Here is a 26,574-nt window from a genome sequence, read left to right on the forward strand (position 1 = left end):
TCGAGCGAGACCGTCGTGATCGCTGACGCGCAGCGGCGGCGTAGATTCTGGCAGATCCTGCTGTTCGCAGCCGGTCTCATGGTGCTGACCGTGATCAGCGCCGGCTCCGTCTACCTCGTCAACAAGGCGAGAGACGACAGCAAATGGGTGATTCACACCATCGAGGCGGAGAACCAGATCAACGCCCTCCTGCTGGAAATCCGCCGCGCCGAGAGCACCGCCCGGGGTTACCTTCTGACACAAGGCGAGGATTTCAAGGTCGACCATGACAAGGCCGTGGCGGCCATCGTCCCGGCTCTCGACAGGCTCACGCGCCTGATCGGCGACAATCCGGAGCAACGCCAAAGCATCGAGAAGCTGAGCGCGGCGATCGAGACTAGGCTCGGCCAGTTCGTGCAGGAGATGGACTTCATCCGGCGCGGCGAGCCGGAGAAGGCCGCAGCGCTGGTCCGCGAGATCGCCTCCACGGACACCACGGCCGCGATCGCCAATGTCGCGACCGGGATGATTCAGGAGGAGGAACGGCTGTTCCGGCTGCGAACGGTCAATTCGGACCGCAGCCAGACCCTGGCCGCGTCGATGACCGGCATCGGCTCCGGCCTCGTCGTGCTGCTGGCCCTGATCTCGATCTGGCTGGTGCGGCGCTCGGCCCTTGCCCGCGACGATGCCGAGGCGCGCCTGCGCGATGCCAATGTCAATCTGGAGGGCGTGGTCGACGAACGCACGGCCGATCTGCGCGAAGCCAACAACGAGATCCAGCGCTTTGCCTATATCGTCAGCCACGATCTGCGCTCGCCACTCGTCAACATCATGGGCTTCACCAGCGAGCTCGAAGAGCTCGGCGGCGACATTTTCCGCCGTATCGGCAGCCTCACCCATGTCCCGGCCGACGGGCCGCCGTTGCCGGACGGCGAGATCGCGCTCGAAGGTCCGGACAAGCAGCTGTCAGAGGATTTTTCCGAAGCGCTGGGCTTCATCAAGTCGTCGATCGCCAAGATGGACCGCCTGATCTCGGCGATCCTCAATCTCACCCGCGAGGGCCGGCGCGAGTTCCAGCCGGAAAAGATCGACACGCGCGAGCTGATCGAAGCGATCGTATCGACGCTGGCGCATCAGGCCGCCGAAGCGCAGGCCGAGATCCACGTCGCGCCGCTGCCGGATCTCGTCAGCGACCGCCTTGCGCTGGAGCAGATCTTCTCCAATCTGATCGACAACGCCATCAAATATCTCAAGCCCGGCGTCCCCGGCGAGATCAGAATCCGCGGGCGCACCAAGCTCGGCTACGCTATCTTCGAGATCAGCGATAACGGCCGCGGCATCGACGCCAAGGACCACCAGCGGATCTTCGACCTGTTTCGCCGCGCCGGAACCCAGGACAAGCCCGGTCAGGGCATCGGTCTTGCGCATGTGCGTGCACTTGTGCGTCGCCTCGGCGGCACCATGTCGGTATCATCGGAACTGAATACGGGCAGCACGTTCACCATCACGCTGCCCATCACCTGGAACGCCAGCAACCGGAACGCGGATCAATGACTCAACCCGTCACCATCATCATGATCGAGGACGACGAGGGCCACGCGCGGCTGATCGAGCGGAACATCCGGAGGTCCGGCGTCAACAACGAGATCATCTCCTTTGCCAACGGCACTGAGGCGATGAAGCACCTGTTCGGGCCCGACGGCAGCGGGCTCGTGCAAAAAGGCAATGCGCTCCTGATCCTGCTCGATCTCAACCTCCCCGACATGACCGGGATCGACATTTTGAAGCAGATCAAGGAGAACAAATACCTGAAGGCCTCGCCCGTGGTGGTGCTGACCACCACCGACGATTCCCAGGAAATCAAACGCTGCTACGAGCTCGGCTGCAACGTCTACATCACCAAGCCCGTGAACTACGAGAATTTCGCCAATGCCATCCGGCAGCTCGGCTTGTTCTTCTCGGTCATCCAGGTCCCGCCCGCCGCCCCATGAATCAACGTACGCCCACACTGCTCTACATCGACGATGACGGGGCGCTGGCGCGCTTGGTCGATCGCGGCCTGACACGGCGCGGCTACAGGGTCGTTCACGCCGCAAGCGGCGAGGAAGGCCTCGAGCACATCCGCCGCGCGGCCACGACCGGCGGTATCGACGTCGTGGCGCTCGACCAATACATGCCCGGCCTCGACGGACTGGAAACGCTGGAGCAGATCATGGCGATCCCGGGCGCCCCGCCGGTGGTCTTCGTCACGGCCTCGCAGGATTCCAGCATCGCGGTGACGGCGCTGAAGGCGGGCGCGGCCGATTATCTCGTCAAGGACGTCAAGGGCGACTTCATTCCCCTGCTTCACGTCGCGGCCGATGGCGCGCTGCGCCAGGCCGAATTGCAGAAGGCGCGCGAGGAAGCCGAAGCCGAGATCCATGCCTCGCGCGACCGCTACGCTGCTCTTGCAGCCGAACGCGAGCTGCTATTGCGCGAGGTCAACCACCGCGTCGGCAACTCGCTGCAGATCATCGCCTCCCTCCTGCACCTGCAGGCCAGCTCCGCCGCGCAGGACGAGGTCAAGGCTGCGTTGACCAATGCGATGGGCCGCGTCGCCGCAGTCGCGCAAGTGCACCGCCGCCTCTACACCTCGCAAGACCTGAAGAGCGTGGTCCTGAACCAGTATCTGGACTCACTGCTCGAGGATCTGCGCCGCTCGGCCGAGGGCAACCGGATGTCGCGCCTGACGCTGAAGGCCGAACCGATCGAGATCGATCCAGACCGTGCGGTCGCCGTCGGCATCATCGTCAACGAGCTGGTGATGAACGCGGTAAAATACGCCTACCCTGACGGCGCCGGCCCGATCCATGTGGAGCTGACCTCGCAGGGCGACGATCTCCTGCTGTCGATCAGCGACGATGGCGTCGGCGACAACGTCAAGGCCGATCCGCGCTCCACCGGCATGGGCCAGCGTATCGTCGCAGCTATGGCCAGCAAGCTCGACGCTTCGGTCGAGCGCGACCCCAACCATTCCGGAACCCGCGTCATGTTGATGTTCCGCCGTGTCCCGGCTGCCGCCGGCAAGCCGGCTGCTGCCGCAGCGAACTGATCCGCACCGCCCATCGCAACCGCCTTGCGATCCTGCTATTATGGCGCGCCATGACTTCGCGCGACTCTGCCCCGTCTGAAATCACGCCAGCCGTGCTGCTGCGCGCCTATGCCTGCGGCATCTTTCCGATGGCTGAAAGCGCCGATGATCCGACCCTGTTCTGGGTCGAGCCGGAGTTGCGCGGGGTCATCCCGCTCGACGGATTTCGCGTGGCCTCGCGGCTCGCGCGCACCGTGCGTTCGGATTCATTCCGCGTCACCGTTAATACCGCCTTCAAGGCCACGATCGCCGGCTGCGCCGCACCCCAAGCCGGGCGCGAGGACACCTGGATCAACAAGCGCATCCGCGACCTCTATGGCGGGCTGTACGAGCTCGGCCATTGCCACAGCGTCGAGGCTTGGCAGGGCGAGGACCTCGTCGGCGGCCTTTACGGCGTCAGCCTGGGCCGGGCCTTTTTCGGCGAAAGCATGTTCCACACCGCACGCGATGCCTCCAAGGTCGCATTGGTGCATCTGGTCGCGCGGCTCATCCATGGCGGGTTCGAGCTGCTCGACACCCAATATGTCACCGAACACCTGAAGAGTTTTGGCGCGGCCGAGATTTCGCGGCGGCGCTACACCGCGCTGCTCGACAAGGCGCTCGCGGGCGAACCTGGCGATTTCCTGAGGCTCTCGGCCGGCGAAGCGATCCCGGGCGCGCGCGCGCTCGAGATCATCGCTGCGCGGCAATAATCAGCAATTACCGGCCAAATCCGGGGAAACCGAACAGACCCGGCCGCTGCTCGGGCGGCGGAGGTGGTGGCGGCGGTGCCGGCTGCTGCTGCTGGATCGGCGGTAACGGCTGCGGCGGACGCTGCTGCACCTGCTTGGGCGCGGCCTTCTTCTGCGCGGGCGGCGGCGGTGCCGGCTTGGTGCCGGGATCCGGTGCCGCGGTCGCAATCGTTTGCTGCGGCTCTTTGCAGTCGGTGAGCCAGATATCGTAGATCGGGTGCTCGACGCCGTGCAGGCCCGGACTTGCCGCGTACATCCAGCCCGAGAAGATGCGCTTCACCTCACCCTGCAAGGTGATCTCGTCGACCTCGACGAAGGCGTCGGTGTTGGCGGCCTCGGTCGCCGGCCGCGTGTAGCAGGCGTCGGTTTTGACGCGCAGCGCCCCGAACTGCACGGTCTCGCCGATCTCCTCGTCGAAATTGATGATGCGCCCGGTGATCTTGTCGAGGCCGGAGAAGGTCGCTTTCTTGTTCACGATCTTCTGGGCCGGCGGCTCGGTGACGACTTCGTCGCCCGGCTGAAGGCTCGCCGGCGTCTGCGGGACAGCGCCGCCCGGTCCGCCCTTCTGCTGTGGCTGGCGCTGACCGGGCGCACCCGGGGCGCCTTGCGGATTGGGCGGAGCGACCGCGACGGGCGGCGGCTGGTTTGGCGGAGCAGCGCTAGAACCGGGCGGCGGCGCCAGAGGTTGGGTCTCGACCGGCCCTGGCATCACATTGCCCTGCCGGCCCGGCGGTGGCGCCATCGGACGCGACGGCAGCACACGGCCCTGCGGCGGCAGCTCCGGCACCTCTTCGTCGTCATCGGGGATCTGCGGCTGCGGCTGGGGCTGGCCACGCGGAATGGTGCCGGGCGGCCGCAGCGGCGGCGGATCGGAGAAGATTGTGCCGATCTGCGCCTGCGCCGGCGTCGCAGCCGTCAGTGCGGTGGCGGCCAGAAGCGCCGCAAGACCTGTCAGGGTAAATGTTCGAAACATATCTCGCGCGGCTTCAACAGCGAATCGGGCTTGCTGGAGGACATTCTACAGGGGATACCGCCGCTCGCAGGCCATCCGGTTAACACGGCGAATACGGCGGGGGAAGGGCGGCATCCCTGCCCTTCCCGGCCCGGTCTGGCCAGATCGGCCCCCGGATGGAATAGTCGAGCACGCTTCCCGGCGGCCGAGGCGGCGCCGCCCCCGAAAAGAACTCCAACGATAACTGGAAACCCAGAGGTCGCTCCCCATGCCCGTTGTGCTCGATCCCGGTGCCGCCGCCGTCTACAAGGCCTTCCAGGAGGCCGGCCGGCCCGCCTACGAGACCCTGACCGCACCGGAAGCGCGGGCCTATTACGCGCAGGCGCGCTTTGCGACCAATCCCGAGCCACCTGACCTCGCGCACGTCACGCCGCTGTCAATCCCGGCACCGCACGGCGCCATTCCCGCACGCCTCTATGTTCCGAAAGAGCCGCGCCGGTATGATGGCTTGTCCCCGGCGCTGGTGTTCTTCCATGGCGGCGGATGGGTGATCGGCGATCTCGACTCCCATGACGTCGTCTGCCGCCAGATCGCCGACGCCGGCGCGCTGATCGTGATCTCGGTGGATTACCGCCTCGCGCCCGAGCACAAATTTCCCGCCGCCATCAATGACGCGATCGCCGCGACCAAATGGGTCGCCGCCAACGCGCGCAAACTCGGCATCGACGCCTCCCGGCTTTCGATCGGCGGCGACAGCGCCGGCGGCAATCTTGCCGCAGTCGTCGCGCTCGCCGCGCGCGACGGCAATGGTCCCGCGATCGCGGCCCAGTTGCTGATCTACCCGGCGACCGATTTCGCCATGACGCACGGCTCCCACAGCGAGCCCGAGACCAGCGTGCTGCTGACGCATTCGGTGATCCGCTGGTTCCGCGACCATTATCTCAACGGCGCCGGCGATATCCACGACTGGCGCGCCTCGCCGGCACGGGCGACAAACCTGGCCGGCCTGCCGCCGGCCTATGTGCTGACCGCCGGTGCCGATCCCCTGCGCGACGAAGGCGACGAATATGCCGAGCGGCTGAGGCAGGCCGGCGTGGCCGTGGCCTACAAGCACTATCCCGGCCAGTTCCACGGCTTTCTCACGATGGGGAAATTGCTGCGAGAGGCCAATGTCGCCGTAAGCGAGATCGGCGCGTGGCTGAAAGGATTGGCCTGAAACGCCATTCCCGATGCCGCCTGTTCTTCAAAGCATATTCGCCCTCCCCCTGCGCGCTCTGACATGGCTCGGCGGCCAGGGCACCCGCGCGGTGGCCGCCGTCGTGTTCATCGCGCTCGCGGTGCCGCCGCTCGGGGCGTTGCTGCGCCCCTACGTCACCGAGGCGATCTTCGTTCTGCTCTGCATCTCCTTCATGCGGGTCGACCTTGCCGCGCTCACCGGCCATCTGCGCCGGCCGGCGCTGGTCGCGACCGCGACCGTCTGGACCATGATCGGCGTGCCTGTGATCATCGGGCTGATCGTCCATGTCACCGGGCTCACGGCGCGCGCGCCCGACCTTGCCCTGGCGTTGATGCTGCAGAGCATGGCCTCGCCGATGATGGCCGCACCGGCGCTGGCCGCGCTGATGGGCCTCGACGCCACGCTGGTGCTGGTCACGCTGGTGAGCGCGACGGCGCTGGTACCGTTCACGGCATCGCTGTTCGCAAGCCTGTTCCTCGACGGCATGCTCAGCATCTCGCCGCCTGCGCTGGGCTTGAAGCTGCTCGGCATCCTCGCCGCATCGCTGCTGGCGGCCACCGTGATCCGACAGATCTTCGGCGCGGCCGCGATCCAGCGCCACAGGCAGCCGATCGACGGCTTCAACATCGTCATCCTGCTGGTCTTCGCGACCGCAATCATGGGCGACGTCGCGAGCGATCTCGTCGCCCGGCCGGTCTCCACCATCGGCTTCGCGGCTCTCGCCTTCGCGATCTATTTCACGCTGCTCGCCGTGACCACGCTGCTGTTCCGCCGCATCGGCTATGAGCGCGCGCTGGCGCTCGGGCTGATGGTGTCACAGCGCAATCTGGGCCTGATGCTCGCCGCGACTGCCGGCGCGCTGCCGCCCACCACCTGGCTCTATTTCGCGATGACGCAGTTTCCCATTCACCTGGCGCCCTACATGCTGATGCCGATCGCGCGGCGCTTGACGGCGCGCGCGCAGGCCTCGGGCGCTGCGGCGACCGGCGGCAAGGCCGCATCGGGCTGAACCAATCCGCAAGCCTTGCCAACACGCAAGTCATGTCCGCTCTGCCATCGCGAGGCCGCTGGTGACCAGGCGAATGTCCCTCACGCAGCGCGCCAATGTCCCTTGTGAATATCAAACTTCACGGCGCCTTCGTCACGCATCTTCAACAGGAGCGATTGGCAGTCGTCCTGATTCTTGATGTTCACGCGCTTCATGACTTCGAAGGTCTTCAGAGGTTTTTCGCGAAGGGCAATCAGAATCTTTTCTCGATCGGTCATTGGGGTTCCTTGCATCGGATCGGCGACGGTACGTGTTGTACACATCGTCTACAACGGGTGCATTCGCTTGACGAGGTCCGTTCCGGCTCCAAAAGGGGAAATGCCGCGCAATATGCAAGTCTGCTCAAATATCCAAGTGTGCTCACCTGCTCAAGCGGGCTCTCCAACTCGATCAATTCTCCCTACCCGGCCCTTGCCGCGCGCCGCAGCGCTTGCGGCGGCTGGCCGAAGGCGCGGATGAAGGCGCGCCGCATGCGCTCGGGATCGCGGAAACCGGTTGTCTCCGCGACGAGTTCGATCGCCTCGCGCGAGGACTGCACGCGCTCGCGCGCGACCTCGATGCGCAAGCGCTCGATGGCCTTCGAGGGCGTCGTGCCGGTCTCGGCGGCAAAGGCGCGGGCAAAATGCCGCGCGCTCATGCCGGCACGGTCGGCGAGATCTTCGACAGTCAAGCGAGCGTCGAGGTTCTCGCGCGCCCAGGACAGCAGCGCACCGAAGCGGCCGTTCGGCGTCTTCAATTCCAGAAGTGACGAGAACTGCGACTGGCCGCCGCTGCGGCGATGATACAGCACGAGCTGCCGCGCCGTGTCCTGCGCGATCTGCTCGCCGTGATCCTCCGTTACCATCGCGAGCGCAAGGTCGATGCCGGCCGTGATGCCGGCCGACGTCCACACATTGCCGTCGCGGGTGAAAATCTGGTCCGGCTCGAACTTCACCTTGGGATAGCGCGCGACGAAATCCCGCGTGCGTCCCCAATGCGTGGTGGCGCGGCGGCCGTCGAGCAGGCCTGCTTCGGCGAGCACATAGGCGCCCGAGCAGACGCTCGCGACCCGCACGCCGCGCCGCGCCAGCCGCTGCACGAAGGCGCGCGTGACCTCGCAGCGCGCGGCATCCGTCACGCCCGCGCCTCCCGCCACGACCAGCGTCGTGATCGCATTGGCCGACTTGAAGTCGCGCGCCATCATCTCCACGCCCGACGAGCTGCGCACCGGCCCCGCGCTCACCGCCAGCACGCGGATCCCGGTCGTCGTCTTGCCCGTGCAGCGCGCCGCGATCTCGAACACGGAGATCGGGCCGGCCGCATCGAGCAACTGGAAGTCCGGGAAGATCAGGATGCCGATCATGGTCATGTCCGAAAGCGAGGGAAATACGCCATTCTGGACGGAAAGGCATCATGAGAGGCTGCTTCCGTCAAGCTCATAATTGGAGGCTCTCATGTCGTCCCCGCTCCAGATCGGTCTCTTGGTGTTTCCGCGCGTCACCCAGCTCGATTTCACGGGCCCCTTGCAGGTGTTCTCCTCCGTGCCCGGCGCAAAACTGCATTTGATCTGGAAACGGATCGAGCCGGTGCCGAGCGATTCCGTGCTGACGCTGACGCCGACCACGACATTCGCTGACTGCCCGCAGCTCGACGTGATCTGCGTGCCCGGCGGCGGCGGCACCAACGATCTGCTCAATGACGAGGAGGTGCTCGGTTTCCTGCGCCGGCAGGCCGAGGGTGCCAAATACGTCACCTCGGTCTGCACGGGATCGCTGGCGCTCGGCGCCGCCGGCCTCTTGAAGGGCTATCGCGCCGCCACGCATTGGAGCGCGATGGAGATGCTCGCTCAGTTCGGCGCGACGCCGACCAAGACGCGCGTCTGCGTCGACCGCAACCGCATCACCGGCGGCGGCGTCACCGCGGGAATCGATTTCGCGCTGACCCTGGTGTCGATCATGGTCGATCGCACCACCACGGAGGCGATCCAGCTTCAGCTCGAATACAATCCGGCCCCGCCGTTCAATGCAGGCTCGCCGGATACCGCGCCGGCGGAGGTGCTGGCATTACTCAGGGAGCGCGGCGCAGCGAACCAGGCTCGCCGCGTCGAAGCGGTGAAGCGTGCGGCCGAGCGGATGACCTAGTCTCCACTCTCGTGTCCCGGACGCGCTGCAGCGCGTAGCGGTGCTGCGCAGCGTCCGGGGCACGCGAAATCCAGTCGCCCGTCTACCAAAGAAAAAGGCCGCCCGGTTTCCCGAGCGGCCCTTCCTGTCTTACGGCGACTGCACATTTCATCGGGCGATTTCGGAACTTCCAGACCGGGGGCCTATCTCCCGATCGAGTCCTGGTCGGCGGCCGCTGCATTTCGGGACAGTCGCGAACTGTTGCCCGAACCGAACGCGATGGTCTCCCATCTCCGTAAGATGCGACCATTGAGCCGCATCGCCCGCGTGGCTGCAACGCCCGCGCAGGACTCATCCCCGCTGTTCCCGTTGTCCACAGCAAAGCGAGGCGGATGCGGGTGCATCCACCCCCACGACAAGGGTTGAGACGGGAATCGGAAGGCTAGCTCGGCGTCCAGGGCTGATAGTCGCCGGTCGCCTTCGGCCGCTTGCCGCTGGCGAGCGTCGAGCCCGCGGGACGGTAGGCGTTGGCCGTGCCGGTGAGATTGGGCTGGTGCGGCTTTTCCCATTCGCGCGGCTGGTAGTTGTCCTGCGTCGGCGGCACGTCGACGGTGTGATGCATCCAGCCGTGCCAGGACGGCGGGATACGGCTGGCCTCGGCGTAGCCGTTATAGACCACCCAGCGGCGCTCGAAGCCGAGCACCGGGTCGATCGCCCCGCCGCGGGTGCGATAATAGAGGTTGCCCTGCTCGTCCTGGCCGACCAGCTCGCCGTAGCGCTTGGTCCAGAGTTGGGTGCCAAACGTCTGGCCATTCCACCAGGTGAAAAACTTGAGGAAGAACTGTTTCATGCGGCAAGGGCCCTGCTTCGTCGGGTCCTGATGCCATCCGGACGGCGAAATGTCCAGTTCGGCGCGGGCGGCAATGCCGCGCTGCAGATGCAGTCCCCGGCACGGAACGCTGCCGCAAATCGGACGCGATCCGTTCATGCCGGATACAGCGTCGCCATGAGAACTTTTCGTCGCACGCAAACCCCCGTGATCCCAGGAACTCCGGCCCTTTCATGGGGTTTGCTTCCGGGAAAAGGAGTTTTGATCATGAAAAGTCTGAAAGTCTTGAGCACGGCTGCGGCAGTGGCATTGGTTATCCCGTTGGCGACGCCGAGCTTTGCCCAAAGTCGGGCCGCAGCGGTCGGCGGCGGCGGAGCACACTTCGGTGGCGGCGGCGGCGGAGCACACTTCGGCGGCGGCGGCGGCGGGGCACATTTCGGTGGCGGCGGCGCCCGCATGGGCGGGGGCAACTTCGGCGGCAACTTCGGCGGCGCGCGGATCGGCGGCGGCGGCGGCAATTTCGCGGCCGGCGCAGCAGTACGTCCGGGCGGTGGCAGCTTCGCAGCCGGCACAGTGAGCCGACAGGCCTTCTCGCCGTCCTACAGCGGTACACGCAGCGTCGCGACTGCGGGCAACTGGCAGGGCGGTGGCGGCAATTGGAGTGGTCGTCACTGGCATCATCGTCACGGCGGCGGCTTTTGGCCCGGGTTCGCGGCCGGCGCTGCGATCGGCGGCCTCGGCTCGTACGCCTATTACGGCGGCGGGTATTACGACGACCCCTACTATTACGGCGACAGCTACTATGATGAACCGACAGTGGCCGTGGTCCCCGATGGCGGCGGCGACTCCGCGGCCTACTGCGCGCAGCGCTACAAGTCCTACGATCCGGCGTCCGGCACCTATCTGGGCTATGACGGCCAGCGTCATCCCTGCCCGTAACACGACCTGAAACACTTGAAGAAGAAGGCGTCGCAGCGATGCGGCGCCTTTTTCATTCAGGCGCCTCACCTGTTTCGCTCGCCTCGTATTCGTCATCGGCAAGTGTCGCGTACAATCGATGCGAGCGGACCTTTATTCACCGCGCCGTGCATATCTACCCTTATCCAATCCCAAATTGACCCGACGCGCGATTCCCCTGTATCAACTTGGCTGTGGGGACTTCGATGACTGGGAAGTGTCATGCCGCGCATTCTCGTGGTTGATGACGATCCGATGGTCGGCGCGACCATCGAGGTCCTCCTCCAACGTCAGGGCTTCGACGTCACGTTGACTGACGGCGGAGAAACGGGTTTGGCTGCGCTCGAAACACAGAATTTCGACGTGATGCTGGTTGACATCTTCATGCCGCATATGCGCGGCTTCGAGTCCATTCGCATCTTTCACGAGCGCGCGCCGGCGGTTCCGCTAATCGCGATGTCCGGCTACGCCTTCGCATCATCCGCCTCGCCCTCTCCCGACTTCCTCCGGATGGCGCTGGAGCTTGGCGCGACCCGCTGCCTGCGCAAGCCGTTCACGCCGGACGCGCTGCTGACCACGATCCGGGAATGCATCGCCGTGCCGGGCGATGGCTCGCAGCCGAAGGACAAGAAAGAAGTCCCTTGATCCCAACGCAGCGCGTCATTCTCGGTGCTGGACTTGCCATCCTCCTGATCATCACCGCGGCCTCGATCGGCCTCGACGTCAAGTCACGGTCCGATGCGGCCTGGGTCAATCACACCGTCGAGGTGCTGAAGAAGATCTCCGACCTGCGCGTGCTGATGCGCAGTGCCGAGAGCGCCGCACGTGGCTACGAGATCTATCGCAACCCGAGCTTCAGCGAAGAATTCCAGGCGGTGCACGCCCGGATCGCACCGGCACTCGCCGATCTCAAGCGCAGCGTGCGCGACACTCCCGAACATGTCGCGCTGCTCGAGGGCACCGAGCCGCTGGCGCTGCGCCGGATCGAGATCGCCGCCGAAGTAATGCGCCTGCGCGCCGGAAACGATCAGGCCGGCATTGCCGCAGTCCAGGGCAAGGGCGAGGGCCGTGGCCTCATGGACACGGTGATGGGCAATTTCGATCATTTGAGCGCAGAGGAAGAACGATTGCTTGCGGCGCGCTCCCAGGATTCGCGCCGCACCGGCATCGTGCTGCTCGGCATCGACGTCGCCGGCGCACTGGTGATCCTGCTGCTGGTCGTGATGATGATGCGCGAGAGCCGGCGCAGCGAGGGCGCACTCAAGAGCACGCTAATGGAGACCACGGCCGCCAAGCAGCAGCTCGAGGCCGCGGTGGCCGAGCGCACCGAGCATCTGGTCACCGCGCATGACGAGCTGCGCCTCTCGGTCAACGTGCTCCAGAGCACCTTTCACAGCATGGCGGAGGCGGTGCTGGTCATCGATGCCGAGGGCAATGTCCTTCTGTCCAATCCCGCCGCCGAGCGCATGCTGCTGCACCGGACCGGCATGAACCTGCGCAATCTGCGCGCGATGTCCACCGTGCTTCACGGCGACGGCCTCACCCCGCTCAAGCCCGACGAGCTGCCGTCGGCACGCGTGCTGCGCGGCGAGCCGTTCGAGAACATGGAGATGATCGTCCGCCCGCACAGCGGCAATGCTCCCCGTCATCTCATGATCAGCGGCCGGCCGATGCTGGACGGGAAAGGCAACGTCTCCGGCGCGGTGCTGGTCTATCACGACGCGACCACCTCGCGCGAGACCGAGCGGCAATTGTACCAGTCGCAGAAGCTGGATGCCATCGGCAAGCTCACCGGCGGCGTCGCGCACGACTTCAACAACATGCTGACCGTGATCTCCGGCAATACCGAGACTCTGGTGGCGAGCCTGAAGCAGCAGCCCGAGCTCCAGCGCGTGGCACGCCTGATCGACGAGGCCGCCGAGCGCTGCGCCGAGCTGATTCAGCATCTGCTCGCCTTCGCGCGCAGGCAGCCGCTGCAGCCGCGCAACGTCGAGATCAACGCCGCGGTCGCGGACATCGCGAAACTCCTGCGCCCCACCCTCGGCGAGCAGATCGAGATCGAGACCGTGCTCGAACAGGGGCAGATGACCGCGCACATCGATCCGTCCCGCCTCACCAATGCCCTGCTCAACATGGCCATCAACGCCCGCGACGCCATGCCGAACGGCGGCAAGCTGCTGCTCGAGGCCCACCGCGTCGTGCTCGACCAGGCCTATGCGCAAAGCAATCCCGACGTGCGGCCCGGCCCTTACGTGATGCTCGCCGTCAGCGACACCGGCACCGGCATGCCGGCCGAGGTGCAGCAGCAGGCGTTCGAGCCGTTCTTCACCACCAAGGAGGTCGGCAAGGGAAGCGGCCTCGGCCTTTCCATGGTCTACGGCTTCGTCAAGCAATCCGGCGGCCACATCAAGATCTACAGCGAGGAAGGCCACGGCACCACGATCAAGCTCTATCTGCCGCCGGGCGAAGGCATGACCGAGCCAGTCACCTCTGCCGCACCGCCGGCCGAGGGTGGCGCCGAGACCATTTTTGTGGTCGAGGATGATCCGCTGGTGCGCAACTTCGTCACCGTGCAGCTCCAGAGCCTCGGCTACCAGACCGTCGCCGCGCCCGACGGCAAGGCCGCGCTGGAGTTGATCCGGGCCGGCCAGCCGTTCGATCTGCTGTTCACCGACGTCGTCATCCCCGGCGGCATGAGCGGACGCGACCTCGCCGACAAGGTGGCGACGATCCGCCCCGGCGTGAAGGTGCTCTACACTTCCGGCTATACCGACAACGCCATCGTCCACCACGGCAAGCTCGACGACGGCGTGATGCTGCTGACAAAACCCTACCGCCGCAACCAGCTCGCCGCGATGATCCGCAAGGCGCTCGGACACATGCCCACCGGCTAGCGTTTCTGCTTGGCGATATGTCCAATGGCGTTGCAGATGATCCGCGCTGCGCAGATCGCCCCAATATTCTGCGGATCACGCTCCGGCACCAATTCGACCAGATCAAGACCGACAATTCTGGCCTTCGAGGCGACGCCCGCGATCAGGTCTATGACGTCGAAATAGGACAAGCCGCCAGGCTGCGGCAGCAGCACGCCGGGAATGACGGACGGATCCAGGCCGTCGCAATCGATCGTGATCAGGCAGTTCGCGCTGTCCTCGATTGCACTCAGGACGGCTTGAACGCCCCGGCTTTTGACGTCTCGTGCTATAAAAATCCTGGAGCCCCAGTTCCGCGCGCAACTGAGCTCCTGCAGGCCCGAGCCACCGATACCCCTTAAACCGACCTGCACAATGCGTTCGACCCAAGGCAACTCGCTGGCGCGCCGCATCGTGCTGGAAAACGTATGTGCTGAGCCGTCGCGCTGGTCCTTCCAATCCAGATGCGCGTCGATCTGCAGGATCGTCAGCTTGCCCGTGTCTTCGAACGCCTCGAAGAACGGTATGGGGACAGAATCATCTCCGCCGAGCAGCATGGGTACCGCGCCGGACTTCAGGATCTTCCTGGTGGCGGTCCTGATTGCATTCCGGTTTTGCTCGGGGGCCTCGGGTGACGTGGCAAGATCGCCGCCATCGACGACCCGGATTTGCTCCGGGTCGAGCAGGATTCCGTCTTGGTCGAAATCCCACCTGGCAAGGTCGGTCTGATAAACGCGCAAAGCATTGCGAATGGCCGCTGGGCCATTCGCGGCATGGCTGGTCCTGCCCCTCACATGCGGCGTGGCGTCGGCAGCTCCGAAGATGACGATGTCGGCTTCGCCTAGAGGCTGGGCAAGGTCGCACGCCGCGACGCCGAGGAATGTGTTGCGGTCGCTCGCCATAGCCGTCTCGCTGGAGGCACTCAGTCCGGCCGACAGAGCCAATCCGCAACGCCTCCGCGAGTTCCTGACCTGCTCTTGGCCTGCCGCCGAGCCGAGCGGTCGAAGCCGCTCTCGCCGAGGACGTGACCTCATAAACGTCGGCTTACCAAGGCAAAGCGGAAGCTCCCACCTTCGGCGTGGTCGGCGGCTTGTGACCACAGCGGACTCCAGCGCGTCGAGCTTCCCCTGAGGGAGTTGACGAGTGGGCGGGCCGCTTTCTTCTGGAACGAAATTAAATTGATTTAATTCAGTTATTGTGATTTAATTTTTAGGCTTATCTCTGGACGGAGAAACGCATGCCAGATCAGGACGACCGTCGCGAGTTCTTAAGAACCTGCGGAAAGTTCGCGGCGGTGACACCTCCAGCCATCACCCTACTCCTGTCGACATCCCTTACATCGGATGCGATCGCGAAGTCGGGCGCAGGCGCGGTCCACGACGACCATCACCATCACGGCAACAACGGCTGGGGCAACGGCGGCGGAGACGGCAGCCCCAACGGCAAGGACGATAGAGGCCGCTGAGACGACGACACACGGCCTCCGGAAGGAGACACAATGCAGACCAGGCGCCGCGACGTAGATTGGCATTTCGCCAGCTTCGTTGTTTCGATGATCTGGCTCGCGATTGTTGCTGCCGCTCTTCTTGCAGTGCTCTTCCGAGGGCACCCTTGAGGAGTTATGAAGTACATTTTCATCGCGGTCGGCTGCTGGCTGCTGCTGAACCTGCTCTTCGTTGTGCTAGTCACGCCGCCGCGTAGTCGCCGGCCGCGACAGCTTGCTCGCACGATTCATGCGGTCAAGAAATTCATTATGAGCAGACGGCAGCCCCCCACCTGATGAGGGCAGTGACGCGCTGCAAAAAAAAACGACAGTAAGGCTGGCTGTTTATTTCCAGCGACGCCGCACCGCAGTTCGCTGTATCGTGCCGTTCCGTTTTTTCCAACAGCGGATTTGATTGCCATGCACCACATCCAGAGTACGCATATTGCCGCGATACTGAAACTGACCGCCCAGCAGCTTGAAGCACTTCGCACCCGCCCAGAGATCCAAAAGGAATATTCCGAAATCCTCGTTTTGAGAGAGAAAATAAAACTGGCGACCGATCTGAAGAAGGCTCGCCGGCAGCTCCTTACTCGGTCCCTGCCAAGCGCCTGAAGGGAGAGAACTCCACCCGTGCCTTGCGCTGTGAGGCTCGAGCAAGGAGCTGCTCGTTGGCATTCCCGCTTGTGGACCCGAAGCGGACATCTTAGCAGCGCCGCACGGCATATCCCGTCGCTGTGGCAGCGCAAACAATACTTCCCGAATGCTGATAGCGCCTTGTCGGTTATCTCCCTCACAACCGATGTTTTGTTTTGCGAAAGCCCTCGATGTTCTTGCCAAATTCATCCGAGAGCGATTTCTTTTGGCTTCCGTACGCGGCAGCGATTTCCGGGTGTAAGCGCAAGTAGTCGCGAAACAGCAGGAAATCTCTCCAGCGTGGATTGCATTGCTCCATGATGTGAAGATGGTGTGTCCAGGGTCCAGGCATCCTCTTCCGAAAAAACAGTTCACCAGGTAACCATGCTTCGTACTCGGGGATGTAGGTGTATCCGAGTTGCGCGAATGGCCTCACAAACGTGCACTTCGCGCGCAACAAGTTCGGGAGGCCGACCAAGATGTCCATAATCGGTTTAGCCGAGAGGCCGGACACAGACGTACTGCCCATGTGTTCGATCTTGAGCGCCGGACCGACCACAAATCGCAAGCGACGGCACTCCTGCTGGAAACGAACCGGCCAGTCGGGGTCATAGTCACGCACCTCGATGGCGCCCCTCCATACTTCTCCATTCTGTCCCCTCGCTGGAAGCTACCCTTCTCAAACGGCCCTGTTGGAACAGACCACCGTTCCTGCATGTGATCGGACTCACTGCAATGCGCGGCATCTCCCGATATACGGGTCAGCTTTTGGCGCTTCAGCGACGTCGCGGGCGCACCATATTGAGGTCCACCCAGCGAGGCATGGCGGAGTAGATTTGCTCAGGTTGAGTTCTTCGCACTTTGACCCATAAGCGACATGGGTGGATTGAAAATCCTTGCAGTGCAATAGGCCGTGCGGCATCGGATGGCTCGCGAGGACCGGGCGAAGCTGATAGATTGCCATCGTCAGGAGCTGATCGATGACATCCATTGACGAGCGTCTTCTCGAAAGCAAGATGACGCAGATCGAGCAGGCCCGCACTTGGAGCCCGCGCGTAATCTCCAAGTTCGAAACGCTGATTCGCAGTGGTGACGAGGTCAGCCTGTACCGCGCCAATCCGCTGGCGTTCGCCCGTGATCGCAGTGTGGCTGAGCCGGAGTCGATCGATCTGTTTCTCCATGCCGCTCGCGCCGGGCTGGTCGACATGCATTGGGACATTCTCTGCCCCCACTCGGGTCTGGTGCTGGAAAGCTTCGGGAGGCTCCGTGCGCTCCGGAGCCATTTCGTCTGCGGGCTTTGCGATATCGAGGGTCACACCGAACTCGACGACTTCATCGAAGTGTCCTTCGTCTCGCCGCAAATTCGGCACCTCGCCTTGTATGACGTCGACAATCTCTCGATCGAAGATCTGCACTGGAAGCTCAAGTTCGCCAACAGCGGACGGCTGCCCGGCGGACAGACTCGATTTGTCGATGTCTTGCGCGGTTTCGTTCGCGGAATGACTTATCTGCCGTCCGGTCTGACAACGACGCTGCAGACCGATATTGGGCCGGGCGCGGTCTCAGGCGTCAACGTCCAGACCCAGGCGGGCTTTACGCTCCCGGTCGCGCTCGATCCCACTGCCGTGCAGATGCCGAATACTCCGACGATCGTTCGTGCCACCTATGACGGGCAGCGGTTCACGCCCGCCGTTTCGGCCGTGCCGTCGGGGCCTGTGATCTTCGAGATCAGCAACACCGGCCCTAAGCGCGGTTCGCTGCTCCTGATCAACTGGCCACCTGAAATCTTGGAAATGCCAGAGAAGCCGACCCTCGAATTCGATCCCTACGTCTCGGGCGGGATGCTGCTGACGCGTCAGACGTTCCGCAAGCTCTTCCGCTCAGAGCGCGTAGATGAGGAGGAGGGCCTCGGCGTTCGGCAGGTGACGTTCCTGTTCACCGACCTGAAGGGTTCGACCGCGCTCTACGAGCGCCTCGGGGATCTTAATGCCTATGCTCTCGTCCGCGAACATTTCGCTCTCCTCGACGCAATTGCCCATCGGCATGCCGGTGCCATCGTGAAGACCATCGGCGACGCCGTCATGGCTGCGTTTTTCCGGCCGGTGGATGCCGTGGAGGCAGCGCTGCACATTCTGCGGGACATCGGAGAGTTCAACTCCAAGCACGGCCAGCCCGCCGTCGTTCTCAAAATGGGGGCACATTGCGGTCCTTCCATCGCCGTGACCCTCAACGAGAATCTCGACTATTTCGGCCAGACCGTGAATATTGCCGCGCGGGTGCAATCATTCGCCGACGCCGGCGAAATCTGTCTCACTGAAGCACTCTACACCGCGCCCGCTGTTCGCCAGCTGCTGGCGGGCCACCATGTCGAGGAGTTCGAGGCGCCGCTGCGCGGCGTCGAAGGCGAGGCGCGAGTCTACCGGGTCACCGGCCGATTGTAGCCTAGGCTCTGCGGCAGTCCGCACTAGCGTAGTGATCGAAATGTATTTCCGACATCTGGCCGCCGCGAGGCGGCTTTTCTTGGACACGGCAAGAGCAAAGGAGTCTGTTCGTGGCCCAGAGCTGACCTGCCCTGCGCAGCCGGTCGAGGACCGCTTGTGACCCAAAGCAGCCTTTAAAGCGGCTCGAAAATCATCTGCCAGCCCTTTCGGGTGTCCATGTATTCGCGAACCAGCTTGATCCGCTCGCCGGAAAGGACAAAAGCGAAGCAATAGTCATTCTCGTAGGGCTTGCCTCCTGGAAGAGTGGCTCGCATTCGCTCCTCGACGATCACAGTATCGCCATCGGCATGAATGCCCCGAAACGAGATGTCGACGTTCGAGAACAGATGATGCATTTCCGAGGCAATAAACTGTGCGATTTGGTCCGGTCCAATCATGTGGTCGGTGTGTTTGAGAGCGACCGCCGTGGCATTTCCAGCCGGTGCGATCCATTCGGCATCGGGAGTAAACAGCTCCGCGATCAACTGCGCATCACGGGTTTTAAAAGTCTTCCAGGCATTGATGACGATCTCTTTAGGATTCGTGCTGTTCATTTTTGCTTCTCCAAGTGCTCAGCGAAGTTGGACCTTCTCTATAAGAAGGGCGCACCGATATCGCTGGCCGGAATCGGACCTGATCATCTCAGGGCTATTCTTCTGGCTGCGGCCTGCGGTAAAATGAGTCATGCTCAGTTTTGAGGTATGCAACACCGCGCGCTTGCAGCGCGATCCCCGCTATGACGGCCGTTTCTACACGGCAGTGAAGACCACGGGAATCTACTGCCGCCCGGTTTGCCCGGTGAAGCAGCCGTTGACCCGTAACGTGACCTACTATCAAACTGCAGCGGCCGCCGAGGCCGCGGGGTACCGACCTTGCCTGCGTTGCCGTCCGGAGACCGCGCCCTTCTGTGCTGCCTGGAATGGCACGCGTTCGACAGTCGCGCGGGCCTTGAAATTGATCGATGGTGGCGCCTTGGATGACGCTTCGGTTGCCGCACTGGCCGATCGGCTCGGGGTAAGCTCGCGCCACCTTGCGCGTCTGTTCGAACGGTACGTCGGGGCCAGCCCCCAACAGGTCGCGAAGACCAGGCGTGTACAGAGGGCGAAGCGCCTACTTGACGAGACGACTGAACCACTGGCCCAGATCGCCTACCGAGCTGGCTTTGGCAGCGTGCGCCGATTCAACGCCGTCTTTCGCGAACTCTATGGGCGCTCGCCCTCCAGCATTCGCCACCGCCGCAGAGTATTCGCCTGAGGTCGGGCATCCCAACGTTGGTCCGCTGTTGGACCCATTGCGGACTAACTGGTCTCGCGCGGTTGTGTTGAAGCTGCTAGACACGTGAAGTGTCGCTGTTCTTACTCTTTTTTGGACTTTCACTGCTGGGCATTGCCGGATGGGGATTTCAATCCATCGTGGCAGAGCTAGATAGGTCGTGCCTCCCCCGGACGGACGCAATTTCTCGCAAGTTTCAGGTTGAGGCGTTTATCTGGGGGGACCGCGCGCCGTTGGCGCTGAGGCGTCGGTATATCGCAACACAAGCCTGCGCGGTCCCGGCGCTCCTTTGCCTGGCGGCTCTCGTGTGGCTCAACGAGCCGCGCCGCGATGTCCGCGCTTTGGGGGTGATCGCGTTCTGTTTCGTGTCGTTTGTCGTGGCCGCTTCCTTGGCCTGGAAGACTGCCCGAAGCAGCGGCTCAAAATTATCCTGACGGAGGCAACAATGCGTGGCCTGATCTACATTTGGGGCGCGGGAATACCGCTTCTGGTCGGGCTTGAGATATATCTCGCTACGAACGCTCTCCGAAACCTCGCTCCCGGGGTAGAAAGAAAAGACGTAGTATTTCTGAGAAGGTTTGCAGATGGCGGCAGCCCTCCAGGAGGTCGCTCCCCGAAGCATGGCGGACCAGATTTGCTCAGTTGAGTTCGTATGCTGACCCGAAGCGGATGTTGTACTGTTTGCCAATGGCGAGTTGCTTTTGTCCCCCATCGGACCACGTACGATGGCGCCCGACCCATGAATGATCACAAAGTCTTTTTTGAAGTGTTGGGACGGCTCCTGTCGCGAGTTGGGTCTCAAGCGCTGGCCCGTATTGGCGCCGAGTTGGGACCTAAGGAAAAAGTCACGCTGACCAATGGGCTGTACTTCCGCGTCGAACGGTCTGGTTTGACCCTTGTGTCGGTCGGCGCTGGTGAGTGTCAATCGATGAAGCTTTCGGTCGATGAAGCAAAGCAGATATTCTCATCGATCGAGTCCGCGTGCACCAGTCGCGATGTTGTCAAGGTCCGGGCCAGAGAGCTATCTTGGACGACCGATGCTCGGCCGAAATCCAATCCTGAAAAGGTGGTTATCAGGTTCACAGGACCGCTGGGATTCACACGCACGGACGCCAGGCGTAAAGATGTTGCAGCAGCGGTCGTAGAGTTCGCCAACCGATTTGGTAGAGACAATCCCCCGCAAGGCAGGTCGGCTCTTGGCCCATCTGCGAGCTCGGAGACCTTCCGCTCTCCGGCCGATGTTGACGATGAACCGGAAGTCCAGGCGGCCAGCCGCTCATGAATATACGCCCTACCGCGTCGCCAGCACCACGGCCGCCAGCGTGAAGATCAGCGCGGCGATCTGCCCTGCCCCCAGCGGCTCGTGGAGCGCGATCGCGGACGCCACGACGCCGATGACAGGCACCGCCATGGTGCCGATCGCGGCGACGGAGGCCGGCAGGCGCGCAAGGGCAGCGAACCAGCTGACATAGGCGATGCAGAACTGCACCACGGTCGAATAGACCAGGAGCCACCATCCGACCGGCGTCACCCGCTCCAGATGCGTGGTCTCGATGACGAGGCCGATGATCGTGATGGGCAGGCAGCCGATCCCGATCTGCCAGGCCGCCGCTGTGATCGGCGGCAGTCGGATCGGGTACTTCTTCGAAAACACCGTTCCGAGAGCGAAGCCGAGCGCGCCGCACAACGCCATGATGATGCCCGGCAGCTTGTCCGCGGTGGCGGCAAAGCCGTTGCCGCCCATGATCGAGGCCAGGCCGGCAAAGGCCATCACCAGCGCGATGGTGCGCAACAAGGTCGGCCGCTCGCCGAGCACCGGCCAGGCGATCAGCGAGGCCCAGACCGGCATGGTGTAGGCGATCAGCGCCGCTTCGCTCGCCGGCAGCCACAGCAGTGCCAGACCCATCAGCACCATCCAGCCCGTGACGTTGAGGATCGCGGCGGTCACGAGCCGCGGCCAGATCGCGCGCGGGACGCTGAGGCTGTCAGCGCGGATCAGTGCCAGCGCCGCCAGCAGCACCGCGCCGAGCACGCCCGTCGCCCCGCGCAAGGTCAGCGGCGGGAGCTCGGAGAGCAGGAATTTCGTCACCGGCCAATTGAAACCCCAGCCCACCGAGGTGATGGCGAGGAATATCAGGCCGGCCGGAGCGATGCGCGCTCGCAGCACCGGCCGAGTCGAATCAAGCATGTGGGTAGTCCGGCAAAATCGAGGGCAGCTTGGCGCGGATTCGCGCCTCCCACCACCACCCCGGCGGGCATGCCTGCCCTCACCTTCCGTAGCCCTACGTGAGTCCCCCCGAGGCAAGCCCGCGATTCAAAAATATACCTGCCCTGTGAACAGCGGGGTGAAGCCTCAGCGGCCCCCAAGATGCAAATTTTTTCGGTTGGGAATCCCTGAGGACTCACTGATACTTGGCTCAACAACAGGCGCGGGCCTGCCCCCTGTTATCCCCCACAATCCACCATATTTAGTATTTGATTCAGGAACTCGCACTAGTTCTTGACGGGCGTAACGGAGAGTCCTAGTTTTCGATCCGTTCGGCGCGAGTGTGTTTGCGTCCCGCCGGCACTCCCCCAAAGGGTCTGCAAAACAGCACTCCGCCAAGCCAGACAAGGGCAGCGGGATACGGGCTTGTCTGCCCGGCGAGAGCGGACTTTTCGGGCGCCTGAACGGGCTGGAAACAGGCCCGGATGGCAATGGTTGAAGACGTGACGTTGTGGGGCGTTGAACGCATGTCGGGCTCATCCCTTTGGGGCGGATGGGTCTGGACGTGCCGGCGGATGATCGGTGCGCGCATCGAGCAATCGCGTCGGGAGAAAACGGGCCGGGTCTACCGGCTGAGCTGCGATGCCAAGGGCCAGGCGGCCTCGAGCACCGCGAAATGAAATGATGACCCGGCACGCCTGAACGGAGGCGGTCCGGTCAAAGATAGGACGGGGCAAGACCATGCGGATTGAGCGGCGCCACACCACTTCGGGACAGTCACCTTACGCCGGCATCGATTTCCGGCTGACCACGTCGGAGATCAGGAATCCCGACGGCTCGGTCGTGTTCAAGCTCGACAATGTCGAGGTGCCGACCGCGTGGTCGCAGGTCGCCTCCGACGTCCTCGCCCAGAAGTACTTCCGCAAGGCCGGCGTTGCCGCGCGCCTGAAGAAGGTCGAGGAAGAGTCCGTCCCCTCCTTCCTGTGGCGCTCCGTTCCCGACACCGAGGCGCTCGCCCTCCTGCCCGAGAAAGAGCGCTATGTCAGCGAGCTCTCGGCCAAGCAGGTGTTCGACCGTCTCGCCGGCTGCTGGACCTATTGGGGCTGGAAGGGCAAGTACTTCTCCTCCGACGAGGACGCCCAGACCTTCTACGACGAGCTCCGCTACATGCTGACCATGCAGATGGTCGCGCCGAACTCGCCGCAATGGTTCAACACCGGTCTGCACTGGGCCTACGGCATCGACGGTCCCGGCCAGGGCCATTATTACGTCGACCCCTTCACCGGCAAGCTGACCCGGTCGAAATCCTCCTACGAGCATCCGCAGCCGCACGCCTGCTTCATCCAGGGCGTCGGTGACGACCTCGTCAACGAGGGCGGCATCATGGACCTCTGGGTCCGCGAAGCGCGCCTGTTCAAATACGGCTCCGGCACCGGCTCCAACTTCTCGCGCCTGCGCGGCGAAGGCGAACGCCTCTCCGGCGGCGGCCGCTCGTCCGGCCTGATGAGCTTCCTCAAGATCGGCGACCGCGCCGCGGGCGCGATCAAGTCGGGCGGCACCACGCGCCGCGCCGCCAAGATGGTCGTCGTCGACGTCGATCACCCCGACATCGAGACCTATATCGACTGGAAGGTGAAGGAGGAGCAGAAGGTCGCCGCTCTCGTCACCGGATCCAAGATCAACCAGAAGCACCTCAAGGCGGTGCTGAAGGCCTGCGTCAATTGCGAAGGCTCGGGCGACGATTGCTTCGATCCCGAGAAGAACCCGGCGCTGCGCCGCGAGATCAAGCTGGCGCGCCGCAGCCTCGTACCCGACAACTACATCAAGCGGGTCATCCAATTTGCAAAACAGGGCTACAAGGACATCCAGTTCGACGTCTATGACACCGACTGGGATTCGGAAGCCTATCTCACGGTTTCGGGGCAGAACTCCAACAATTCGGTGTCGCTGAAGGACGACTTCCTGCGCGCGGTCGAGACCGACGGCGACTGGAATCTCGTCGGACGCACCACCAAGAAGATCACCAAGACCCTGAAGGCGCGCGACCTCTGGGAAAAAATCGGCTACGCCGCCTGGGCGTCGGCCGACCCGGGCCTGCACTTCAACACCACCATGAATGACTGGCACACCTGCAAGGCGTCCGGCGACATCCGCGCCTCTAATCCGTGCTCGGAATACATGTTCCTGGACGACACGGCGTGCAACCTCGCCTCCGCCAATCTGCTGACGTTCTACGACATCCCCTCCAAGCGTTTCGACGTGGAAGGCTACGAGCATCTCTGCCGGCTCTGGACCATCGTGCTCGAAATCTCGGTGATGATGGCGCAGTTCCCGTCGAAGTCGATTGCCGAGCTCTCCTACGAGTTCCGCACGCTCGGCCTCGGCTACGCCAATATCGGCGGCCTCTTGATGACCATGGGCCTGTCCTATGACAGCAAGGAAGGCCGCGCCATCGCCGGCGCGCTGACCGCGATCATGACCGGCATCACCTACAAGACCTCGGCCGAGATGGCGGCCGAGCTCGGCACCTTTCCCGGCTACAAGAAGAACGCCGCGCACATGCTGCGCGTGATCCGCAACCACCGCCGCGCCGCCCATGGCCAGTCCAACGGCTACGAGGGGCTCAGCGTCAACCCGGTGCCGATGGACCTGGTGTCGTGCCCGCAAGGAGACCTCGTCACCCATGCGCAAGCCGCCTGGGATGCGGCGCTCGAGCTCGGCGAGAAGCACGGCTATCGCAACGCCCAGACCACGGTGATCGCGCCGACCGGCACGATCGGCCTCGTCATGGATTGCGATACCACCGGTATCGAGCCCGACTTCGCGCTGGTGAAGTTCAAGAAGCTGGCCGGCGGCGGCTACTTCAAGATCATCAACCGCGCGGTCCCCGCCGCGTTGCGTGCGCTCGGTTATCGCGAGAGCGAGATCGCGGAGATCGAGGCCTATGCCGTCGGCCACGGCTCGCTCTCCAACGCGCCCGGCATCAACGCCTCGACGCTGAAGGCCAAGGGCTTCACGGATGAGGCCATCGCCAAGGTCGAGAAGGCGCTGCCGACCGCCTTCGACATCAAGTTCGCCTTCAACAAATGGACCTTTGGCGAAGACTTCATCCGCGACCAGCTCGGCATTGGTGCCGAGGCGATCGCGGCCCCCGGCTTCGACCTGCTCCAGGCCGTCGGCTTCACCAAACGCGAGATCGAGGCGGCCAACGTCCACATCTGCGGCGCGATGACGGTGGAAGGTGCTCCGCACCTCAAGGCCGAGCACTATCCGGTGTTCGACTGCGCCAACCCTTGCGGCAAGGTCGGCAAGCGCTATCTCTCGGTCGAGAGCCACATCCGCATGATGTCGGCGGCGCAGCCCTTCATCTCGGGTGCGATCTCCAAGACCATCAACATGCCGAACGACGCGACGGTAGAGGACTGCAAGTCCGCCTACATGCTGTCGTGGAAGCTGGCGCTCAAGGCCAACGCGCTCTACCGCGACGGCTCCAAGCTCAGCCAGCCGCTCAACTCGCAGCTCATCGCCGACGATGAGGACGAGGACGATGCGGTCGAGAGCCTCTACGACAAGCCGATGGCGGCACGCACCGCCCAGGTCTCGGAAAAGATCGTCGAGAAGCTGGTCGAGCGCATCATCGTGATGCGCGAGCGCGAGAAGATGCCGGATCGCCGCAAGGGCTACACCCAGAAGGCGGTCGTCGGCGGCCACAAGGTCTATTTGCGCACCGGCGAGTATGACGACGGCCGCATCGGCGAGATCTTCATCGACATGCACAAGGAAGGCGCGGCCCTGCGCTCCTTCATCAACAACTTCGCCATCGCGGTGTCGCTGGGCCTCCAGTACGGCGTGCCGCTCGACGAATATGTCGACGCCTTCACCTTCACCCGCTTCGAGCCGGCGGGCCCCGTGCAGGGCAACGACAGCATCAAATACGCGACCTCGATCCTCGACTACGTCTTCCGCGAACTGGCGGTGAGCTATCTCAGTCGTTTCGACCTCGCCCATGTCGATCCCAGCGAGACCGGGTTCGACGTGCTCGGCAAGGGCGTCGAGGAAGGCAAGGAGCCGGACGATCACGGCCAGCGCGCCTCCAAGCTGGTGTCGCGCGGCCTCACCCGCTCCCGCACCGACAACCTCGTGGTGATGCGCGGCGGCTCGACCGCAGTCGCGCAAGGCAACGACAGCGCCCCGGCCGGCGGTAGCAAGGTGACCTCGCTCGCCTCGCACGGCGCAGGCCGTGCCGGCGACGTCCTGGAAGGCGCGGTCGCGCTGAAGCAGGAAGTGGCCCACGATCTCTCGCCCACCGAGAAGCTGGAGGCCCTGCAGTGGAGCAAGGCCGGCAGCGCGCAAGTCGCAGTGCCCAGCAAGGCCGAGCGCCGCGCGGAAGCCAAGGCCAAGGGCTATGAGGGCGAGATGTGCAGCGAGTGCGGCAACTTCACGCTGGTGCGGAATGGCACGTGTATGAAGTGCGATACTTGCGGCAGCACGACGGGGTGTAGCTGATACCCATGGCGCAAGCCGCCCGGAGGCATTGATGCCAGTTGCATTACGCCAGGGCGGCTTGCGTTACTACTTCTTCTCAAACGAGGGGCAGCCACCCGAGCTGCCCATATTCATGTC

The 26,574-nt window shown here is 63.8% G+C and carries 24 protein-coding genes and 1 pseudogene; 17 read left to right on the top strand and 8 right to left on the bottom strand.

Annotation, left to right across the window (positions count from 1 at the left end; all coding sequences use genetic code 11):
• The first annotated feature begins 15 nt into the window (after positions 1-15).
• The 4 genes from AC0L3B_RS15760 to aat are packed head-to-tail and all read left to right on the top strand — an operon-like array spanning position 16 to position 3,801.
• The gene (locus AC0L3B_RS15760; protein ID WP_018454484.1) at positions 16-1,533 is read left to right on the top strand and encodes a sensor histidine kinase; all 1,518 of its coding nucleotides are present in this window, start codon (positions 16-18) and stop codon (positions 1,531-1,533) included.
• Positions 1,530-1,970 carry a response regulator gene (locus tag AC0L3B_RS15765; protein ID WP_018454485.1) on the top strand — a complete coding sequence of 147 codons (441 nt, stop codon included), beginning with the start codon at positions 1,530-1,532 and terminating at the stop codon, positions 1,968-1,970. Before AC0L3B_RS15760 ends, AC0L3B_RS15765 begins: the two co-directional genes overlap by 4 nt.
• Positions 1,967-3,070, top strand: coding sequence for a sensor histidine kinase (locus AC0L3B_RS15770; protein WP_473380689.1), 1,104 nt, complete (start codon positions 1,967-1,969; stop codon positions 3,068-3,070). Before AC0L3B_RS15765 ends, AC0L3B_RS15770 begins: the two co-directional genes overlap by 4 nt.
• Before the next feature lie 50 nt (positions 3,071-3,120).
• Complete coding sequence (gene aat / locus AC0L3B_RS15775) at positions 3,121-3,801, top strand: leucyl/phenylalanyl-tRNA--protein transferase (protein WP_026232743.1); 681 nt, start codon at positions 3,121-3,123, stop codon at positions 3,799-3,801.
• A 7-nt stretch (positions 3,802-3,808) separates the two neighbouring features.
• Here aat and AC0L3B_RS15780 read toward each other — a convergent pair.
• Positions 3,809-4,857, bottom strand: a pseudogene (locus AC0L3B_RS15780) (DUF2155 domain-containing protein).
• 203 nt (positions 4,858-5,060) lie between these two features.
• On the opposite strand from AC0L3B_RS15780, the gene AC0L3B_RS15785 reads away from it, so the two are divergent.
• Both AC0L3B_RS15785 and AC0L3B_RS15790 read left to right on the top strand, forming a co-directional pair.
• Positions 5,061-6,008 carry an alpha/beta hydrolase gene (locus AC0L3B_RS15785; RefSeq protein ID WP_473380690.1) on the top strand — a complete coding sequence of 316 codons (948 nt, stop codon included), beginning with the start codon at positions 5,061-5,063 and terminating at the stop codon, positions 6,006-6,008.
• Positions 6,009-6,021: 13 nt separating this feature from the next.
• A complete protein-coding gene (locus AC0L3B_RS15790; RefSeq protein ID WP_473380691.1) occupies positions 6,022-7,038 on the top strand; it encodes a Na+-dependent transporter in 1,017 nt (338 codons plus the stop codon).
• A gap of 80 nt (positions 7,039-7,118) precedes the next feature.
• Here AC0L3B_RS15790 and AC0L3B_RS15795 read toward each other — a convergent pair whose 3' ends face one another.
• Together AC0L3B_RS15795 and AC0L3B_RS15800 are read right to left on the bottom strand one after the other, a co-directional pair.
• The gene (locus AC0L3B_RS15795) at positions 7,119-7,295 is read right to left on the bottom strand and encodes a hypothetical protein (RefSeq protein ID WP_018454491.1); all 177 of its coding nucleotides are present in this window, start codon (positions 7,293-7,295) and stop codon (positions 7,119-7,121) included.
• Between the two features lie 182 nt (positions 7,296-7,477).
• A complete protein-coding gene (locus tag AC0L3B_RS15800; protein WP_026232745.1) occupies positions 7,478-8,419 on the bottom strand; it encodes a GlxA family transcriptional regulator in 942 nt (313 codons plus the stop codon).
• Between the two features lie 91 nt (positions 8,420-8,510).
• Between AC0L3B_RS15800 and AC0L3B_RS15805 the strand changes: the two genes are divergently transcribed.
• A complete protein-coding gene (locus AC0L3B_RS15805) occupies positions 8,511-9,197 on the top strand; it encodes a DJ-1/PfpI family protein (protein ID WP_473380692.1) in 687 nt (228 codons plus the stop codon).
• Between the two features lie 421 nt (positions 9,198-9,618).
• Here the strand turns inward: AC0L3B_RS15805 and AC0L3B_RS15810 are convergent, their stop codons facing one another.
• Positions 9,619-10,026 carry an NADH:ubiquinone oxidoreductase subunit NDUFA12 gene (locus AC0L3B_RS15810; RefSeq protein ID WP_026232746.1) on the bottom strand — a complete coding sequence of 136 codons (408 nt, stop codon included), beginning with the start codon at positions 10,024-10,026 and terminating at the stop codon, positions 9,619-9,621.
• Between the two features lie 246 nt (positions 10,027-10,272).
• Between AC0L3B_RS15810 and AC0L3B_RS15815 the strand changes: the two genes are divergently transcribed.
• The 3 genes from AC0L3B_RS15815 to AC0L3B_RS15825 all read left to right on the top strand — a co-directional run bounded on the left by AC0L3B_RS15815 (position 10,273) and on the right by AC0L3B_RS15825 (position 13,856).
• Positions 10,273-10,944 carry a BA14K family protein gene (locus AC0L3B_RS15815; protein WP_473380693.1) on the top strand — a complete coding sequence of 224 codons (672 nt, stop codon included), beginning with the start codon at positions 10,273-10,275 and terminating at the stop codon, positions 10,942-10,944.
• 240 nt (positions 10,945-11,184) lie between these two features.
• A complete protein-coding gene (locus tag AC0L3B_RS15820) occupies positions 11,185-11,607 on the top strand; it encodes a response regulator (RefSeq protein WP_247390462.1) in 423 nt (140 codons plus the stop codon).
• Positions 11,604-13,856 carry a CHASE3 domain-containing protein gene (locus AC0L3B_RS15825; RefSeq protein WP_085353533.1) on the top strand — a complete coding sequence of 751 codons (2,253 nt, stop codon included), beginning with the start codon at positions 11,604-11,606 and terminating at the stop codon, positions 13,854-13,856. The genes AC0L3B_RS15820 and AC0L3B_RS15825 overlap by 4 nt, the downstream gene beginning before the upstream one ends.
• Here the strand turns inward: AC0L3B_RS15825 and AC0L3B_RS15830 are convergent.
• Positions 13,853-14,776 (bottom strand): arginase family protein, encoded by a 924-nt coding sequence (locus AC0L3B_RS15830; RefSeq protein ID WP_473380694.1) that lies wholly within the window; start codon positions 14,774-14,776, stop codon positions 13,853-13,855. The two genes, AC0L3B_RS15825 and AC0L3B_RS15830, sit on opposite strands and share 4 nt — an antisense overlap.
• 335 nt (positions 14,777-15,111) lie before the next feature.
• Here AC0L3B_RS15830 and AC0L3B_RS15835 point away from each other — a divergent pair, with 335 nt between their 5' ends.
• Positions 15,112-15,339, top strand: coding sequence for a hypothetical protein (locus tag AC0L3B_RS15835; RefSeq protein WP_085353535.1), 228 nt, complete (start codon positions 15,112-15,114; stop codon positions 15,337-15,339).
• Positions 15,340-15,777: 438 nt separating this feature from the next.
• The gene (locus AC0L3B_RS15840) at positions 15,778-15,972 is read left to right on the top strand and encodes a hypothetical protein (RefSeq protein WP_018454499.1); all 195 of its coding nucleotides are present in this window, start codon (positions 15,778-15,780) and stop codon (positions 15,970-15,972) included.
• 178 nt (positions 15,973-16,150) lie between these two features.
• Here the strand turns inward: AC0L3B_RS15840 and AC0L3B_RS15845 are convergent, their stop codons facing one another.
• On the bottom strand, positions 16,151-16,615 hold the full coding sequence (locus AC0L3B_RS15845; protein WP_473380695.1) for a GrpB family protein: 465 nt from the start codon (positions 16,613-16,615) through the stop codon (positions 16,151-16,153).
• Positions 16,616-16,973: 358 nt separating this feature from the next.
• Between AC0L3B_RS15845 and AC0L3B_RS15850 the strand changes: the two genes are divergently transcribed.
• Positions 16,974-18,434 (top strand): DUF5939 domain-containing protein, encoded by a 1,461-nt coding sequence (locus tag AC0L3B_RS15850; protein ID WP_473380696.1) that lies wholly within the window; start codon positions 16,974-16,976, stop codon positions 18,432-18,434.
• Positions 18,435-18,607: 173 nt separating this feature from the next.
• On the opposite strand, the gene AC0L3B_RS15855 is transcribed toward AC0L3B_RS15850, so the two are convergent.
• Entirely contained in the window at positions 18,608-19,027 is a 420-nt protein-coding gene (locus tag AC0L3B_RS15855) for a nuclear transport factor 2 family protein (protein WP_085353538.1), read from the bottom strand.
• A gap of 130 nt (positions 19,028-19,157) precedes the next feature.
• Between AC0L3B_RS15855 and AC0L3B_RS15860 the strand changes: the two genes are divergently transcribed.
• Positions 19,158-19,727 (top strand): bifunctional transcriptional activator/DNA repair enzyme AdaA, encoded by a 570-nt coding sequence (locus tag AC0L3B_RS15860; RefSeq protein ID WP_085353539.1) that lies wholly within the window; start codon positions 19,158-19,160, stop codon positions 19,725-19,727.
• A gap of 757 nt (positions 19,728-20,484) precedes the next feature.
• Positions 20,485-21,027: a hypothetical protein gene (locus AC0L3B_RS15865; RefSeq protein WP_473380697.1), complete on the top strand. Its 543-nt coding sequence runs from the start codon at positions 20,485-20,487 to the stop codon at positions 21,025-21,027.
• A gap of 9 nt (positions 21,028-21,036) precedes the next feature.
• On the opposite strand, the gene AC0L3B_RS15870 is transcribed toward AC0L3B_RS15865, so the two are convergent.
• Positions 21,037-21,933, bottom strand: a complete 897-nt coding sequence (locus AC0L3B_RS15870; RefSeq protein WP_473380698.1) for a DMT family transporter — start codon at positions 21,931-21,933, stop codon at positions 21,037-21,039.
• A 509-nt stretch (positions 21,934-22,442) separates the two neighbouring features.
• On the opposite strand from AC0L3B_RS15870, the gene AC0L3B_RS15875 reads away from it, so the two are divergent.
• Both AC0L3B_RS15875 and AC0L3B_RS15880 read left to right on the top strand, forming a co-directional pair.
• Positions 22,443-22,631, top strand: coding sequence for a hypothetical protein (locus AC0L3B_RS15875; protein ID WP_231188561.1), 189 nt, complete (start codon positions 22,443-22,445; stop codon positions 22,629-22,631).
• Between the two features lie 61 nt (positions 22,632-22,692).
• Positions 22,693-26,457 (top strand): vitamin B12-dependent ribonucleotide reductase, encoded by a 3,765-nt coding sequence (locus tag AC0L3B_RS15880; protein ID WP_473380699.1) that lies wholly within the window; start codon positions 22,693-22,695, stop codon positions 26,455-26,457.
• The last annotated feature ends 117 nt before the right edge of the window (positions 26,458-26,574 follow it).

The organism is Bradyrhizobium sp. Kon56 (assembly GCF_055807635.1).

Coding starts and splice junctions, on each gene's coding strand:
- AC0L3B_RS15815 (WP_473380693.1), top strand. CDS start 10,273: ATGAAAAGTCTGAAAGTCTTGAGCACGGCTGCGGCAGTGGCATTGGTT.
- AC0L3B_RS15765 (WP_018454485.1), top strand. CDS start 1,530: ATGACTCAACCCGTCACCATCATCATGATCGAGGACGACGAGGGCCAC.
- AC0L3B_RS15835 (WP_085353535.1), top strand. CDS start 15,112: ATGCCAGATCAGGACGACCGTCGCGAGTTCTTAAGAACCTGCGGAAAG.
- AC0L3B_RS15820 (WP_247390462.1), top strand. CDS start 11,185: ATGCCGCGCATTCTCGTGGTTGATGACGATCCGATGGTCGGCGCGACC.
- AC0L3B_RS15870 (WP_473380698.1), bottom strand. CDS start 21,933: ATGCTTGATTCGACTCGGCCGGTGCTGCGAGCGCGCATCGCTCCGGCC.
- AC0L3B_RS15830 (WP_473380694.1), bottom strand. CDS start 14,776: ATGGCGAGCGACCGCAACACATTCCTCGGCGTCGCGGCGTGCGACCTT.
- AC0L3B_RS15790 (WP_473380691.1), top strand. CDS start 6,022: ATGCCGCCTGTTCTTCAAAGCATATTCGCCCTCCCCCTGCGCGCTCTG.
- AC0L3B_RS15840 (WP_018454499.1), top strand. CDS start 15,778: ATGCACCACATCCAGAGTACGCATATTGCCGCGATACTGAAACTGACC.
- AC0L3B_RS15795 (WP_018454491.1), bottom strand. CDS start 7,295: ATGACCGATCGAGAAAAGATTCTGATTGCCCTTCGCGAAAAACCTCTG.
- AC0L3B_RS15770 (WP_473380689.1), top strand. CDS start 1,967: ATGAATCAACGTACGCCCACACTGCTCTACATCGACGATGACGGGGCG.
- AC0L3B_RS15800 (WP_026232745.1), bottom strand. CDS start 8,419: ATGATCGGCATCCTGATCTTCCCGGACTTCCAGTTGCTCGATGCGGCC.
- AC0L3B_RS15855 (WP_085353538.1), bottom strand. CDS start 19,027: ATGAACAGCACGAATCCTAAAGAGATCGTCATCAATGCCTGGAAGACT.
- AC0L3B_RS15865 (WP_473380697.1), top strand. CDS start 20,485: ATGAATGATCACAAAGTCTTTTTTGAAGTGTTGGGACGGCTCCTGTCG.
- AC0L3B_RS15875 (WP_231188561.1), top strand. CDS start 22,443: ATGGTTGAAGACGTGACGTTGTGGGGCGTTGAACGCATGTCGGGCTCA.
- AC0L3B_RS15785 (WP_473380690.1), top strand. CDS start 5,061: ATGCCCGTTGTGCTCGATCCCGGTGCCGCCGCCGTCTACAAGGCCTTC.
- aat (WP_026232743.1), top strand. CDS start 3,121: ATGACTTCGCGCGACTCTGCCCCGTCTGAAATCACGCCAGCCGTGCTG.
- AC0L3B_RS15880 (WP_473380699.1), top strand. CDS start 22,693: ATGCGGATTGAGCGGCGCCACACCACTTCGGGACAGTCACCTTACGCC.
- AC0L3B_RS15810 (WP_026232746.1), bottom strand. CDS start 10,026: ATGAAACAGTTCTTCCTCAAGTTTTTCACCTGGTGGAATGGCCAGACG.
- AC0L3B_RS15850 (WP_473380696.1), top strand. CDS start 16,974: ATGACATCCATTGACGAGCGTCTTCTCGAAAGCAAGATGACGCAGATC.
- AC0L3B_RS15860 (WP_085353539.1), top strand. CDS start 19,158: ATGCTCAGTTTTGAGGTATGCAACACCGCGCGCTTGCAGCGCGATCCC.
- AC0L3B_RS15805 (WP_473380692.1), top strand. CDS start 8,511: ATGTCGTCCCCGCTCCAGATCGGTCTCTTGGTGTTTCCGCGCGTCACC.